Annotated in this window: 13 protein-coding genes; all 13 read left to right on the top strand. The window is 67.5% G+C overall.

The genetic code is table 11. The annotated features are described in order from the left end of the window. Positions 1-494: 494 nt before the first annotated feature. Positions 495-2,474 carry a cytochrome D1 domain-containing protein gene (locus N5D48_RS05875; RefSeq protein ID WP_279882156.1) on the top strand — a complete coding sequence of 660 codons (1,980 nt, stop codon included), beginning with the start codon at positions 495-497 and terminating at the stop codon, positions 2,472-2,474. Beyond that, positions 2,471-3,124: an SCO family protein gene (locus tag N5D48_RS05880; RefSeq protein WP_279882158.1), complete on the top strand. Its 654-nt coding sequence runs from the start codon at positions 2,471-2,473 to the stop codon at positions 3,122-3,124. The genes N5D48_RS05875 and N5D48_RS05880 overlap by 4 nt, the downstream gene beginning before the upstream one ends. After that, positions 3,121-3,777: an SCO family protein gene (locus N5D48_RS05885; RefSeq protein ID WP_279882160.1), complete on the top strand. Its 657-nt coding sequence runs from the start codon at positions 3,121-3,123 to the stop codon at positions 3,775-3,777. Before N5D48_RS05880 ends, N5D48_RS05885 begins: the two co-directional genes overlap by 4 nt. 23 nt (positions 3,778-3,800) lie before the next feature. Continuing rightward, the gene (locus N5D48_RS05890) at positions 3,801-5,321 is read left to right on the top strand and encodes an ABC transporter substrate-binding protein (protein WP_279882163.1); all 1,521 of its coding nucleotides are present in this window, start codon (positions 3,801-3,803) and stop codon (positions 5,319-5,321) included. Positions 5,322-5,366: 45 nt separating this feature from the next. Continuing rightward, positions 5,367-6,008 carry a SurA N-terminal domain-containing protein gene (locus tag N5D48_RS05895; protein WP_279882165.1) on the top strand — a complete coding sequence of 214 codons (642 nt, stop codon included), beginning with the start codon at positions 5,367-5,369 and terminating at the stop codon, positions 6,006-6,008. Positions 6,009-6,243: 235 nt separating this feature from the next. Continuing rightward, positions 6,244-6,777, top strand: coding sequence for a response regulator (locus N5D48_RS05900; protein ID WP_279882167.1), 534 nt, complete (start codon positions 6,244-6,246; stop codon positions 6,775-6,777). 53 nt (positions 6,778-6,830) lie between these two features. Next, entirely contained in the window at positions 6,831-8,570 is a 1,740-nt protein-coding gene (locus tag N5D48_RS05905; protein WP_279882169.1) for a GspE/PulE family protein, read from the top strand. Beyond that, positions 8,551-9,333, top strand: a complete 783-nt coding sequence (locus tag N5D48_RS05910; protein ID WP_279882171.1) for a hypothetical protein — start codon at positions 8,551-8,553, stop codon at positions 9,331-9,333. The genes N5D48_RS05905 and N5D48_RS05910 overlap by 20 nt, the downstream gene beginning before the upstream one ends. 1 nt (position 9,334) lies before the next feature. Next, positions 9,335-9,877, top strand: coding sequence for a pilus assembly protein (locus N5D48_RS05915; protein WP_279882173.1), 543 nt, complete (start codon positions 9,335-9,337; stop codon positions 9,875-9,877). Next, positions 9,864-10,415 carry a type 4a pilus biogenesis protein PilO gene (gene pilO, locus N5D48_RS05920; RefSeq protein ID WP_279882175.1) on the top strand — a complete coding sequence of 184 codons (552 nt, stop codon included), beginning with the start codon at positions 9,864-9,866 and terminating at the stop codon, positions 10,413-10,415. The genes N5D48_RS05915 and pilO overlap by 14 nt, the downstream gene beginning before the upstream one ends. Then, positions 10,415-10,921: a hypothetical protein gene (locus N5D48_RS05925; protein ID WP_279882177.1), complete on the top strand. Its 507-nt coding sequence runs from the start codon at positions 10,415-10,417 to the stop codon at positions 10,919-10,921. Before pilO ends, N5D48_RS05925 begins: the two co-directional genes overlap by 1 nt. Then, positions 10,918-12,783: a secretin N-terminal domain-containing protein gene (locus N5D48_RS05930; RefSeq protein WP_279882179.1), complete on the top strand. Its 1,866-nt coding sequence runs from the start codon at positions 10,918-10,920 to the stop codon at positions 12,781-12,783. The genes N5D48_RS05925 and N5D48_RS05930 overlap by 4 nt, the downstream gene beginning before the upstream one ends. After that, a complete protein-coding gene (locus tag N5D48_RS05935; RefSeq protein WP_279882181.1) occupies positions 12,780-13,253 on the top strand; it encodes a type II secretion system protein in 474 nt (157 codons plus the stop codon). Before N5D48_RS05930 ends, N5D48_RS05935 begins: the two co-directional genes overlap by 4 nt. Positions 13,254-13,256 lie beyond the last annotated feature (3 nt).

A 13,256-nucleotide genomic window follows, 5' to 3' on the forward strand; every position in this document is an offset into this window, starting at 1 on the left:
TCGGGCCAGTCTCTCCTGTGCCATTACCTGGTCCGCCTTGTTGGTACGACACGGTATCAAGGTGGGCACTGCTGGTGCCTCGCCTGACTTGAGGCATGCACCAAGGCGGGCAGCGGTACTTTCACAGGAATAATTGGCCCGAAACAGATGTAGGAGCGGCCTTGCGTCGCGATGCGCCGCGCGGGCGGCGCTCGATCTCACAGGCGCAGCACAACCATCACCCAGCGCCTGGCCGCCCTGACGCGGTCACCCATACCACGCTGGTCTCGGCGGCGCATCAGGATTGTGGGGCGCAAAGCGCCCCCGGCTTTGGGGAAGCCTCCCCAGTTTTCTCGGGTTGTTCATCCAACCCTATGATTTAAAACGATACTTTTCATGGCATAGCGCTTGCTTTCACCCTCCAAAGACCCTTGAACCCAGTGGAGGTGCAGCATGATCATCCCCCCCGAAGGCGCCGCCCCGTGCGCACAGACCCTGGCCAGCGGAGCGCGGGCATGAACCGCGCACTGCGCCCGGCCTACCTCGGGCTGCTGCTCGGCGCGGCGTTGATCGGCCTGGGCGTCGCCTACGAACAGCTCTGGTGCGACCCGCGCGAGCTGCTCGAACAGCCGACCGATCCGCAAGCCCTGCACACCCTCAGCCGCGACGGCGTCACCATCGAGTTCGAGGCCCGCCCCATGAACGGCGGCGAACTGCGCGAGGGCGACTTCGCCACGATCCGCTTCAAGGTTCGCGACCAGGCCAGCGGCCAGCCGCTGTCGGGCATGGCCCCCGGCGCCTGGCTGGACCCGGCGCAAGCGGCGCCGGATGGCGATCGCGACAGCAGCTGCAAGGCACGGGTGGCGCTGTTTCTCAAGAGCAGCATCGGCGCCCGGCCACTGCTGGACCTCAACAGCTACTTCCTGCTGGTGCTGAACAAGGACGCCAGCCTGACGGTGATCGACCCGACGGTGTCGGTGGGCGGCATCACCAGCACCCTGGCGCGCATCGAGCTGCCGGGGCGGCCCATGGACTGGGTGGCCACGGGCGATGACAAGCAGGTGTTCGTGTCCATGCCCGAACGCAACCAGGTGGCACTCATCGACACCGAGACCTTCACCCGCGTGGCCACGCTGGATGCCGGCGAGCAACCGTTGCGGGTCGCCCTGCAGCCCGACCAGCGTCAGCTGTGGGTGGGCAACAACAGCAGCGACCCGGCCAAGGGCGGGGTGAGCGTGATCGACGTGCCCAGCCGCACCCTGCTCAAGTCGTTCGTCACTGGCTCAGGCCATCATGAGATCGCCTTCAGCGCCGATTCGCGCCACGCCTTCGTCAGCAACCGCGATGCCGGCACCCTGAGCGTGATCGACATCGCCCAGATGCGCCTGGTGAAGACCCTCGAGGTCGGCCCGCACCCATTGTCGGTGGCCTACTCGGCGCTGTCCCAGGCGGTGTACGTGGTCGATGGCCAGGAGGGCACGGTGCGGGTGATCGATGCCCGTAGCCACCTGCCACGGCACACGGTCCAGGCCGAGCCCGGCCTGGGGCCGATGGGTTTCAGCGGCGACGGCCGCTATGGCGTGGTGCTCAACACCCTGGAGAACCAGGCGCTGGTGATCGATGCCAGCAACGACCAGCTGATCCATCGCATCCCGGTGGCCGCCGAGCCTTATCAGCTGACCTTTACCAAGGCCTATGCCTATGTACGTGGCCTGGCCTCGCCGAAGGTCAGCATGATCAACCTGGCAAGCCTGGGGCAGGGCCAGGGTCCCATCGTCCAGGGCTTCGAGGCCGGCCCTGCGGCGCCGCGCCAGGCGGGCGACCTGCCACTGGCCCAGGGTTTGAGCGTGGCGCGCGACGACAACTCGGTGTTCGTGGTCAACCCGGTGGACAACACCACGTACTTCTACGCCGAGGGCATGAACGCGCCGATGTCCGGCTACAACAACCGCGGCCACCAGGCCCGGGCGGCCCGGGTCATCGACCGCAGCCTGCGCGAAGTGGCGCCAGGGGTGTACGGCTCGACGGTGAAACTGCCGGCGGCCGGCACCTTCGATGTGGCGTTCCTGCTCAATCAGCCACAGATCATCCACTGTTTCAGCACCCAGGTGGCGGCGTTGCCCCAAGCGAACCTGCGCAAGCGCGTGCATGCCGAGTTCCTCGGCACCGACCAGCCGTTGCCGCAGCTCGGCCCCTACAGGGTTCGCGTGCGCATTCTCGGCGAGGACGGCAGGCCGCGAGCAGGGCTGGGCGACCTGAGTCTGCGCTACTTCCTGGCACCTTCTTCGCTGCCGCGCAGCGTGCCGTTGGTGGAAGTGGCAGAAGGGCTGTACCAGGCACCGCTGGAGCTGGCAGAGGCCGGCGCCTGGTACCTGCACCTGCAGTCGCCCAGCCTTGGGCGCGGTTTCAGCGAGGAAAACTACACCAGTCTGCGCGTCCTGCCGGCCGCCGCGACGCCCACCGCTTCCCAAGGGGAACCCAGGAGTGTGCGATGAACCCTCTTCATTACCCGACACTGCTTGGCCTGAGCCTGCTGCTGGCCAGCCAGCTCGTCCTCGCCCACGCCGGCCACGATCATGGCGGCAAGCCCGAGCAGCCGCCCGCGGTGCGACAGGAAAAGGCCAGCGTGCGTTTCGTCGATGTGTCGCTGCTCGACCAGGACGGCATGCCGGTGCGCCTGGAACAAGACCTGGTGGGTGACCATCTGGTGGTGATGGGCTTCATCTACACCAGTTGCACCACGGTGTGCCCGGTGGTCTCGTCGATCATGAGCAAGGTCCAGCAGCAGCTGGGCGGGAGGGTTGGCGAGGAGGTGCGCCTGGTGTCGATCAGCGTCGACCCGCAGCGCGACGACTCCAGGCGTCTGGCCGGCTACGCCCGTGCGTTCCAGCATGGGCCGGGCTGGAGCTGGCTGACCGGTTCCCCGTACGCCATCAGCGAGACGCTCAAGGGGCTGGGCAGTTTCAGTGCCAATCTCGCCGAACACCCGCCGCTGATCCTGGTCGGTGACGGGCGCAGTGGACACTGGACCCGCTACTACGGCTTCACCGACCCCAGCGTGCTGGTCAGCGAGATCAACCGCCTGAGCGCACGTCGGGTACATGCCAGGAGCACGGCCATCGCTGGCCAGGAGGTGCGGCCATGAGCGCGCGCACCTCACGCCACGGCGGCATGCGCAGCCTTGACTGGCTGGTGCTGGGCGGTTGCCTGTGGATCCTGGCGTCGGTGGCGCTTGCCCACGAAGGGCACGCGCCAGCGCCGCAGCCGGCGCCGCAACCGATGCTCAGCGGTGGCGGTACCCGCGATGCGCAGACCTGGTTCACCGACACCGTGCTCAAGGACCAGGACGGTCGCGAGCTGCGTTTCTACAGCGATGTGCTCAAGGACCGGGTGGTGATGCTCAACGTCATCTTCACCCACTGCAACGACGCCTGCCCGCTGATCACCCGCAAACTGCGCGAAGTGCGCGAGGCCATGGGGCCGGAGCTGGCGGCGCAGGTGACGTTCGTCTCGGTGAGCAGCGATCCGTTGAACGACACGCCCGAAGTGCTCAAGGCGTTTGCGCGCAAGCAGGGCGTGGATGGCCCGAACTGGCTGTTCCTGACCGGCGACAAGGCCAGCGTCGACCTGGTGCTCGGGCGTCTGGGGCAGTTCCTGCCCAGCCCCGAGCAACATTCCACGCAGCTGATTGCCGGTGACGTGGCGGGCAAGCGCTGGAGCAAGATCCGCCCGGACGCGCCGCCTGCGGCGATCGCCCAGCGCATGCAGTTGCTAACCCAGCCGCTGGCCGGGCGGTGAGCGCCATGGAGCGTTGCCCTGGCATGCGTGGGAGCGGGTGCTGGCTGGCTGGATGCCTGGCACTGCTGATCAGCACCTCGACGTCGGCCCTTGAACTGAACGAACAGGAACTGGCCGGCAAACGCCTCTACCGCGAAGGCCATTCCAGCAGCGACGCCCAGTTGCTGGCACGGGTGGGGCCCGGCGACATGAGCGTCCCGGCCAGCGTGCTGCCGTGCGCCAGCTGCCACGGCAACGATGGCCGTGGTCGCAGCGAAGGCGGGGTGCGCCCACCGAACCTGGACTGGCAGCGCCTGGCCCTGGGAGCGGCTGAGCGTGAGAGCAACAGCCGACGCTACCCGGCCTACACCGATGCCAGCCTGGCGCGGGTCATCCGCAGTGGCATCGACCCTGCCGGCAATCGCCTGGACCCGGCCATGCCACGCTTCGACCTTAGCCTGGCCGACCAGCGCAACCTGGTCGCCTATCTCAAGCGCCTGGGCGAGGACCGCGATCCGGGTGTGGAGGAGGGCACGCTGCGCCTGGGCACCCTGTTGCCGGAACAAGGCCCGCTGGCCGAGGCCGGGCGTACGGTGCGGGCGGTGCTGGAAGATGGCATCGAGCAACTGAATCGGCAGGGCGGGCTCCATGGGCGACGCCTGCAATTGATCACGCAGGATCCGGGCGTCGATCCGACAAGCACCGCAAAGGCGCTGGACAACCTGATACGACGGGAGCGGATCTTTGCGCTGATCGCACCGCTGGCTCCGCTGCTCGACAGCCGGTTGCTGGAACAGGCAGGGCTGCCACTGATCGGCGCCACGCCGCGCGATGGTGGCAATGCGCAGGTGTTCGATCCCTTGCCGGGTGTGCCCGAGCAATTGCTCAGCGTGGCGCTGCATGCCCGTGACGCCCTCGGCCTGGCGCCTGGTGCCCTGCGGGTGGTGCATGCCGGCGAAGACCAGGCCGAGGTGGCGCAGGGGGTGACTCGGCGCTTGCGCCAACTGGGCTTTGTCGTCGCACCCGCTCAAGCCTTCACCGGGCAGGCCCCGGAAGGTGAGGGCATCGTCTACGTCGGGCGCGCCCAGGCATTCGCCGAGCTGGCCTCCAGCCTGCAGGCGACCGGGCGTCATCCTTACCTGCTTGCCGTGTCGGGGCAGGTGGCCAGCGCCGTGCCGGGGTTGGCGCCGGCGTGGTCGAATCGGGTGTTGCTGGCCTATCCCTTCGTGCCCGGCGACTGGACGGTGCAAGGGCGGGCGACCCTGGCCGGCGTGCAGCAGCGGCAAGGGCTCCAGGCGCGACAGGCAACGTTGCAGGTCAGCACCTTGAGCGCCTGGCGTTTGCTGGTCGAGGCCTTGAAGCAGGTCGGCCGCGACGCCAGCAGGGAGCAGCTGATCGGTGCCCTCGAGCGGCTGCACGATGTCGACACTGGGCTGACGCCGTTGCTGGGCTTCGGCCCCGGGCGCCGCCAAGGCATGGCGGGCGCCCATGTGGTGGCGGTGAGCCTGCCGGGGCCGGGTTATACCGAGGTGGCGCCGTACCGCCCGGTGCCGCAAAGCCCATGAGTAGTGTGAGTGCCAGCGATGCTTCGATGAAGGGAGAAGCCTGTGATGCGAATCCTGATTGTTTGCCTGTTGTCACTGCTTGCCCAGGCAAGCCACGCCGACACCCCGGTAGTCCGGGTCAATGGCGTGGAGATCGGCGTGCTGCGCCTGGAGCGCTACTTCACCGAATACCTCCAGGCCCAGGGCCGGGCCGTGGCCAGCATCCGCAATCCCAACCTGTACCGCAGCCTGCGCGAGCAAGCCCTCGATGAGCTTATCGACAAGGAACTGCTCTGGCAGGAAGCCCGACGCCAGGGCATCGATATCAGCGACGCGCAGGTGGTGGCGCGGGTCGGCGAACTGGAAGCGGCGTTCGGCAGCCCTGCCGTATTCGAGCGCCGGCTGGGCGAGGCGGGTTTCGATCGGGCGAGCTTCGCTGACTACACTCGACATGAGATGGCGGCGCAACAGGTCTATGCCCGGCTGACCGAGGTCCAGGCGCCCAGCGAGGCCGAAGTGCTGGCCTTTCATCAGGCCAACCGAGAAAGACTGCGGGCAATGCAGAACCAAAGTGATAACACTTCTGTCTTACCTGAGACTGACCTGCAACTGGCCCGGGCTGCGCTCGTCGCGCAATTGCAGGCCCAGGCGCGTCAGTCGGTGCGCCAACGTTTGCGCGAATCCGCTACAGTGGAGCGCGCCGACTGAAGGCAGGGGCGTTCCCCCACTGTTGGGGAATCGCGGCAGGGCACAATGCCATCATCTTCCCCGCTTGTGGGGAACTCGACGCCGAAGCTGTCTGGGACTGTTTGAAAGATTCAAATTTATCAATGACTTGAAAGCGGTGCGCAATGACTTTTCATGCCTGGCACGAAGCCTGCTCAAGCCTCTACAAGGCCGCACTTCGCAGACCGGGAAACCGGGCAGTTCATGGGAGTGGACCTTGGTGAACAGAGTATTGGTAGTCGATGACGAACAGACCCTTGCGCAGAACCTGCAGGCGTACTTGCAGGCGCAAGGCCTGGAGGTCCATCTCGCCCATGACGGTACCAGCGGTATCGAACAGGCCGAGAACCTGGCACCGGACGTGATCGTGCTGGATTACCGCTTGCCCGACATGGAGGGGTTTCAGGTCCTGGAGACCGTGCGCAGGAACAGGCCGTGCCATTTCGTGCTGATCACCGCCCACCCGACCGCCGAGGTCCGTGAGCGGGCCGCCGAGCTGGGCGTGACCCATGTCCTGTTCAAGCCGTTCCCGCTGATGGAACTGGCCCGCGCCGTCTTCGACCTGATGGGCATCGAGCGCCAGCGCAGGGCCACGGACACGCCAGCCGAAGGGTTCGTCGAACGACGCCAGAACAGGAACGAGTCGTTCCCCTTGCAGTTGTACGATGGCAGCTGGGTCCTGGCCGACCGCCGACGCAATGGCGCCAAGCCTCCCGGACCTGACGACGATCAACTGCTCACCGGGGAATAGCGGCGCCGAAGGCCCCCAGCCTGCGGCGCCGCCCCTGAGCGGAGTCGCAGGCGATGAACCTTGATACAGCCAATGCTGGCCCATTCGCGGGCAATGCGTTGCCCACGGAGCCTGTGGGAGCGGGTTTACCCGCGAATGGGCCCCAGGCCTACCCCCGCGAACTGCTCACCCAGGCCCGCGCCGACGCCAGCGACGAGCGCTTGCTCGCCCGCCTCGAACGCCTGAGTGGCGACACCCCCGCGACCTTCCTCCAGCGCCTGGCCACCACCCTGCATTACCCCGCCTTCGACAGTCAGGCGCTGTTCGCCAGCCAGCCACACTTCGAACGAATCAGCCTGGCCCAATGCCTGAAGCGCGAATTCGCCCTGATCGAGCAGGGCGGCGAGCTGATCGGCGTGTTCGCCGACCCCTTCGACAGCGCCCGCCTGGCCTGGATCGACGACTGCCTGCAAGGCGCGCCGCTGTACCTGGCCCACGCCGCCGACCTGGCCGCGTTTCTCGCTCGCCACGAAGAGAGCTTCCACGCGGTCGACGCGCTGGGCCAGGACGGCGAGGCCAGCAGTGAGGTCGATCCGCTGCAACGCCTGTCCCTGACCAGCATCAGCGAAGACCAGAGCCGTGTGGTCAAGCTGGTCAACTCCACGCTCTACGACGCCCTCAAGCTGCATGCCAGCGATATCCACCTGGGCATGACCGGCCAGGGCCTGAGCATCAAGTACCGCATCGACGGCGTGCTCAACGGCGCCGTCAAGGCCGCTGGCAGCGGGTTCGCCGAGCAGGTGATCTCGCGCATCAAGGTGATGGCCGAGCTGGACATCGGCGAGAAGCGCGTACCCCAGGACGGCCGCTTCAAGGTGGCCGTCGGCGAGCGGCAGATAGACTTTCGTGTGTCGATCATGCCGAGCATCTTCGGCGAGGACGCGGTGCTGCGGGTGCTGGACAAGCAGGACCTGGCCGACCAGGTCAGCGGCGTGCAGCTGCAGGCCCTGGGCTTCGAGGCGCACACCTTGCGCGCCCTGCGCCGGTTGGCCGGCGAACCCTACGGCATGATCCTGGTCACCGGCCCCACCGGCAGCGGCAAGACCACCACCTTGTACGCCATGCTCAGCGAGATCAACCATGGCACCGACAAGATCATCACCATCGAGGACCCGGTCGAGTACCAGCTGCCCGGCGTGCTGCAGATCCCGGTCAATGAGAAGAAGGGCCTGACCTTCGCCCGTGGCCTGCGTTCGATCCTGCGCCATGACCCGGACAAGATCCTGGTCGGCGAGATCCGTGACCCGGATACCGCGCAGATCGCCGTGCAGTCCGCGCTCACCGGTCACCTGGTGTTCACCACCATCCACGCCAACAACGTGTTCGACGTGATCGGCCGCTTCAGCCAGATGCAGGTCGACCCCTACAGCTTCGTCTCGGCGCTCAACGCCGTGCTGGCCCAGCGCCTGGTGCGTCTGGCTTGCCCGCACTGCGCGGTGGCCTGCGAGCCCGACGACGAACTGCTGGCCGCCTCGGGCCTGACCCGCGAGGCGATCGTCGGCTGGCACTTCGTGCGCGCCCAGGGCTGCGGGCAGTGCCGGGGCAGCGGTTATCGCGGGCGCAGCGCGATTGCCGAGCTGCTGCACCTGGACGACGACCTGCGGCAGATGATCGTCGAACGCCGCCCCCTTTCACAGATCAAGCAGCTGGCCTGCCAACGTGGCCTGCGCCTGTTGCGCGCCTCGGCCCTGGACCTGGTCCGCGCGGGTCGCACCACGCTCGAGGAGATCAACCGTGTCACATTTATCGCCTGATCGGTATTGCGCGGTGCTCGGCGCCGAAGGTGTCGGCCTGGGTCGCTGGCAGGGCCAGCGTCATCAATGGCTGGGTAGTCGCGGGTTCAGCTGCGAGGCGGCGCAGCCGGCCTGGGCCGCGGCCCTGGAAACCCTGGCCGGGTTGCTCGATGAGCATGCGCTGCGCGGCGCGCAACTGCGCGTGCTGTTATCGGCCCGCTACAGCCGCTTCTGCCTGGTGCCCTGGAGCGACGCCATCGCTCATCCTCGCGAGCTGGACGCCTATGCCCGAGCCTGCTTCGAGACCCTCTACGGCCAGACACTGCACGACTGGCGCATCGTCCTGTCGCCGGAACCGGCCGGTGCCGCGCGCATCGCCACCGCGTTGCCCGAGGCGCTGCTGCAGGGGCTGCACAGCCTGGGCCAGGCCAGTCGGCTGAGCCTGCGCTCGGTACAGCCTTACCTGATGGCTGCGTACAATCGCTGCTCGGCGCAACTGACCCAGGGCGACTTTCTCTTCGTGCTGGCCGAGCCGCGCCGCAGCGTCTTGCTGCTGGCTGCCGGAGGCCTGTGGCAGCAGGTGCTGGCCCAGGGCTGCGCGGATAACGACCAGGCCCTGCAGGCGCTGATCGAACGCACCTGCGAGCTTTACGGCGAGCAGGTGCCACGGGTTTACCTGCACGCGCCAGGGCGCGCCGCGCCATCGAGCCTTGCCGCCGTGCAACTGTGCGCGCCGGTCGCCGAGGCCGACCCGCTGTGCGCCATGTGGCGGGCGGTGGCCTGACATGCGCCGCCTCGACCTGGAATTCCAGCCTCGCCAGAGCGGCCCGCTGGCCTGGGTACTGTTGGCATTGTCGTTGGCCGTGCTGGCACTGCTGCTGCTTGCCCAACAGCGCCTGCTCGGCGAGCAGGCGGACCTGCAAGGGCGGGTCCAGCAGCTGGAGCTCAAGCTCGGCCGCCGCCCGGCGAGCGCCGTCGCGCCAAGCAGCGCGATGGTTCGCGAGCAGGCCGAGCGCCTGGCGCAGATGCGCAGTGTCTCGTTGCAGCTGCAGCGGCCCTGGCAGCAACTGTTCGCCATGCTCGAGGCGATGCCGCAAGAGCATGTCGCACTGCTCAGCCTCACCCCCGATGCGCGCAAGGGCCAGGTCCGCATCAGCGCCGAAGCGCGCAACCTCGAAGCCATGCTGCAGTACCACCAGCGCCTGGAACGCAGCGCCGAGCTGTCCGACGTGTCGCTGCTCAACCATGAGGTGATGACCGGGCAACCCGAGCATCCGGTGCGCTTCAACCTCACCGCCACCTGGGAGACCGACCATGCGCGTCCCTAGCCTGATTGTTCATGAAGCGGCCCGGCGCCTGGGCCGGGCAGGGCTGGCCGCCGTGCTGGTCGCCAGCCTGGCGCTGAGCGTGGCGGTGGCGCTCGTGCTGCCGCAGTGGCAGACCGTGCGCGAGCTGCGCGCCAGCGAGGCCGACGCCAGCGCCCAGGTGCGGCGCCTTGAGCGCGGCGAGTTGAAGGTCCAGGCCAAGCCCGAACAACAAGCCCTGGATGACCTGCGCCAGCAGTTGCCGGGCCAGCCTCAGGCCAGCGAACTGATCGAGCGCCTGTACCAGCTGGCCAGCGCCGAGCGCATCAGCCTGGCGCGTGGCGAGTATGCCCTGGGCGTGGACCCGAAGACCCAGCTGGCGCGTTACCAGATCGTCCTGCCGGTGCGAGGCAGCTACCCGCAGATCCGGGGCTTTCTCAGGGCACTGCCCGGTCAGCTGCCGGCGCTGGTGCTGGAGGACCTTGAGCTGCAGCGCAAGCGGATCGGTGATCGGGAGCTGACCGGTCGTGTGCGCATGACCCTTTACCTGTCGAGGTCGTGATGAACGCAAAGCGCGCGGTGACATGGGCCGGGTTCCTGGGGGTGAGCGCAGCGCTCGCCTGGGCACCGGGGCATTGGTTCGGCCTGGTGGAGGACGAGGTGGCTGGCCCGATCGCGGGGCAAGCCCGCTCCCACAATGCATCCATTGCCCAGGTGGGAGCGGGCTTGCCCCGCGATGAGGCCGCCAGCCCTTCACGCGACCTGTTCCCCAGCCAGCAATGGACCCCCACGCAAACCTTGGCCACCGTCACCGAACAACCCGTGGCCGCCGCCCCGGTGGTGGCCGCGCCCACGGCCCCGGCCTTGCCTTTCCAGTTCATCGGCCGCCTGGGCGATCGCGACGATCTGCAGGTCTTCCTGCAAAGCGGCGACAAGCTCTACGTCGTGCGTCAAGGCGACGTGATCGACGACACCTACCGTCTGGACCGCGTTTCGGCCACCGAGTTGAACCTGGTCTACCTGCCACTGCATCAGCCACAGACCCTGTCTGTCGGGAGCGCGCCATGAAACCGTCGAAGTTGTGCAAGCCTGCGCCGTTCGTGCTTCTGGCCCTGTGCGTGGCCATTGCCGGATGTGGCTCCAGCGCCGCGCGCAAGGACAGCCAGGACCTGATCAAGGAAGGCCAGTACGAAGCCGGCATCGCTCGCCTCGAAGAAGCCCTGCGCGAGGATCCGCGTGACACCGAGCTGAACCTGGCCCTGGCCCATGGCCGCCAGGCGGCCGTCGAAGCCCTGCTTGCCCAGGCCGACAGCGACCGCATCCGTCACGACTTCGCCGGCGCGCGCATGGGCTATGGCCGGGTGCTGACCCTCGAGGCGAACAACCGCCGCGCCCAGGAGGGCATCCGCCAGCTGGAGCTGATGCGCACCCTGGATGAGCGCGTCGCCCTCGGCCAGGCGGCGCTGCGCCAGGGCGACCTGTTCGGCGCCGAACGCTACATGCGCGAAGTGCTGCGCCTGGACCCGCAGAACCAGAAGGGCCAGATGCTGCGCAGCGACATCGAGAATGTCCAGGCGCGCACCGCCACGCCGTACCCGCAACTGCGCAGCAAGCTGGAACGTCCGGTCACCCTGGAGTTTCGCGATGCCAACCTCAAGACCATCTTCGAGGTGCTGGCCCAGGTCGCCGGCATCAACTTCATCTTCGACAAGGATCTGCGCCCGGACATGAAGGCGACCATCTTCGTGCGCGAAGTGCGCATCGAGGACGCGGTGGCCCTGCTGCTGGAGCAGAACCAGCTGCACCAGAAGATCGTCAATGACAACACCCTGCTGATCTATCCGGACTCGCCGCAGAAGACCAAGGATTACCAGGAGCTGGTCATGCGCACCTTCTACCTGACCAGCATCGACGCCAACACTGCGCTGAACATGGTCAAGACCATGCTCAAGACCCGCGACGTGTTCGTCGACGAGCGCCTCAACACACTGACCATGCGCGACACCCCCGACGCCGTGCGCATGGCCGAGAAGCTGCTGCAGTCCCAGGACCAGTCCAACCCCGAGGTGGTGCTGGAAGTGGAGGTGATGGAGGTGGCCCGCTCGCGCATCCTCGACCTCGGCCTGCAATGGCCCAATACCTTCGGCCTGCTGAGCAACGACGGCAAGCCCGTCAGCGTGCTCGACCAGCTGCGCGGCATCAACTCCAGCCGCATCAGCATCGCACCGGCCCCGCAGGCCAAGATCAATGCCGCGGACAAGGACATCAACACCCTGGCCAGCCCGGTGATTCGCGTCAGCAACCGTGAGCAGGCGCGCATCCACATCGGCCAGCGCGTGCCGATCATCAGCGCGACCTCGGTGCCCTCGACCCAGGGGCCGGTGATCACCGAAAGCGTCACCTACCTGGATGTCGGCCTCAAGCTCGAAGTCCAGCCCACGGTGCACCTGAACAACGAAGTGGCGATCAAGGTGGCGCTGGAGGTGAGCAACGCCACGCCGCTGGAGGCGACCCGCCAGGGCACCATCCCGGTCCAGGTCGATACCCGCAACGCCCAGACCAGCCTGCGCTTGCACGATGGCGAGACCCAGGTGCTGGCGGGCCTGGTGCGCAACGACAAGACCGGCAATGGCAACAAGATCCCGGGGTTGGGCGACATTCCGGGCCTGGGCCGGCTGTTCGGCAGCAACCATGACGAGACCAGCAAGTCCGAACTGGTCCTGGCCATCACCCCGCGCATTGTGCGCAACCTGCCCTACCAGAGCCCGTCGGACATGGAGTTCGCCACCGGCACCGAGTCGAGCCTGCAGGTGCGCCAACTGGCCCAGCCGGTGCCCGCCAGCGCCGCGCCCACCGAGGCTCCGGGCGAGGCGCCGCTGGTGCAAGGCCAGGTGGCCGCGGTGCCTGCAGGCGCGGGGGCACGGCCATGAAACGCCGGCAACGGGGCTTCAGCCTGATCGAGGTGGTGCTGACCCTGGCGCTGCTCGGCTTGCTCGCCAGCATGGCCGCGCCGCTGACCGAAACCGTGGTGCGCCGCGGCAAGGAACAGCAACTGCGCGAGGCGCTGTACCAGATCCGCGATGCCATCGATGCCTACAAGCGCGCCTTCGATGCCGGCTACATCGAGAAGCGCCTGAACGCCAGCGGCTACCCGCCGAACCTGCAGGTGCTGGTGGACGGCGTGCGCGATGTGCGCAGCGCCAAGGGCGCCAAGTTCTATTTCCTGCGGCGCATTCCCCACGACCCGCTGCGCAGTGCCAAGCCCGACGACGAGGGTGGCTGGGGCCTGCGCGCCTACGACAGCAGCGCGGACAACCCACGGGAAGGCCAGGACGTGTTCGACGTGTACTCCAAGGCCAGCGGCAAGGGCCTGAACAATGTGCCTTACGGGCAATGGTGACGG

The organism is Pseudomonas sp. GD03858 (genome assembly GCF_029840925.1).
Classification (GTDB): domain Bacteria; phylum Pseudomonadota; class Gammaproteobacteria; order Pseudomonadales; family Pseudomonadaceae; genus Aquipseudomonas.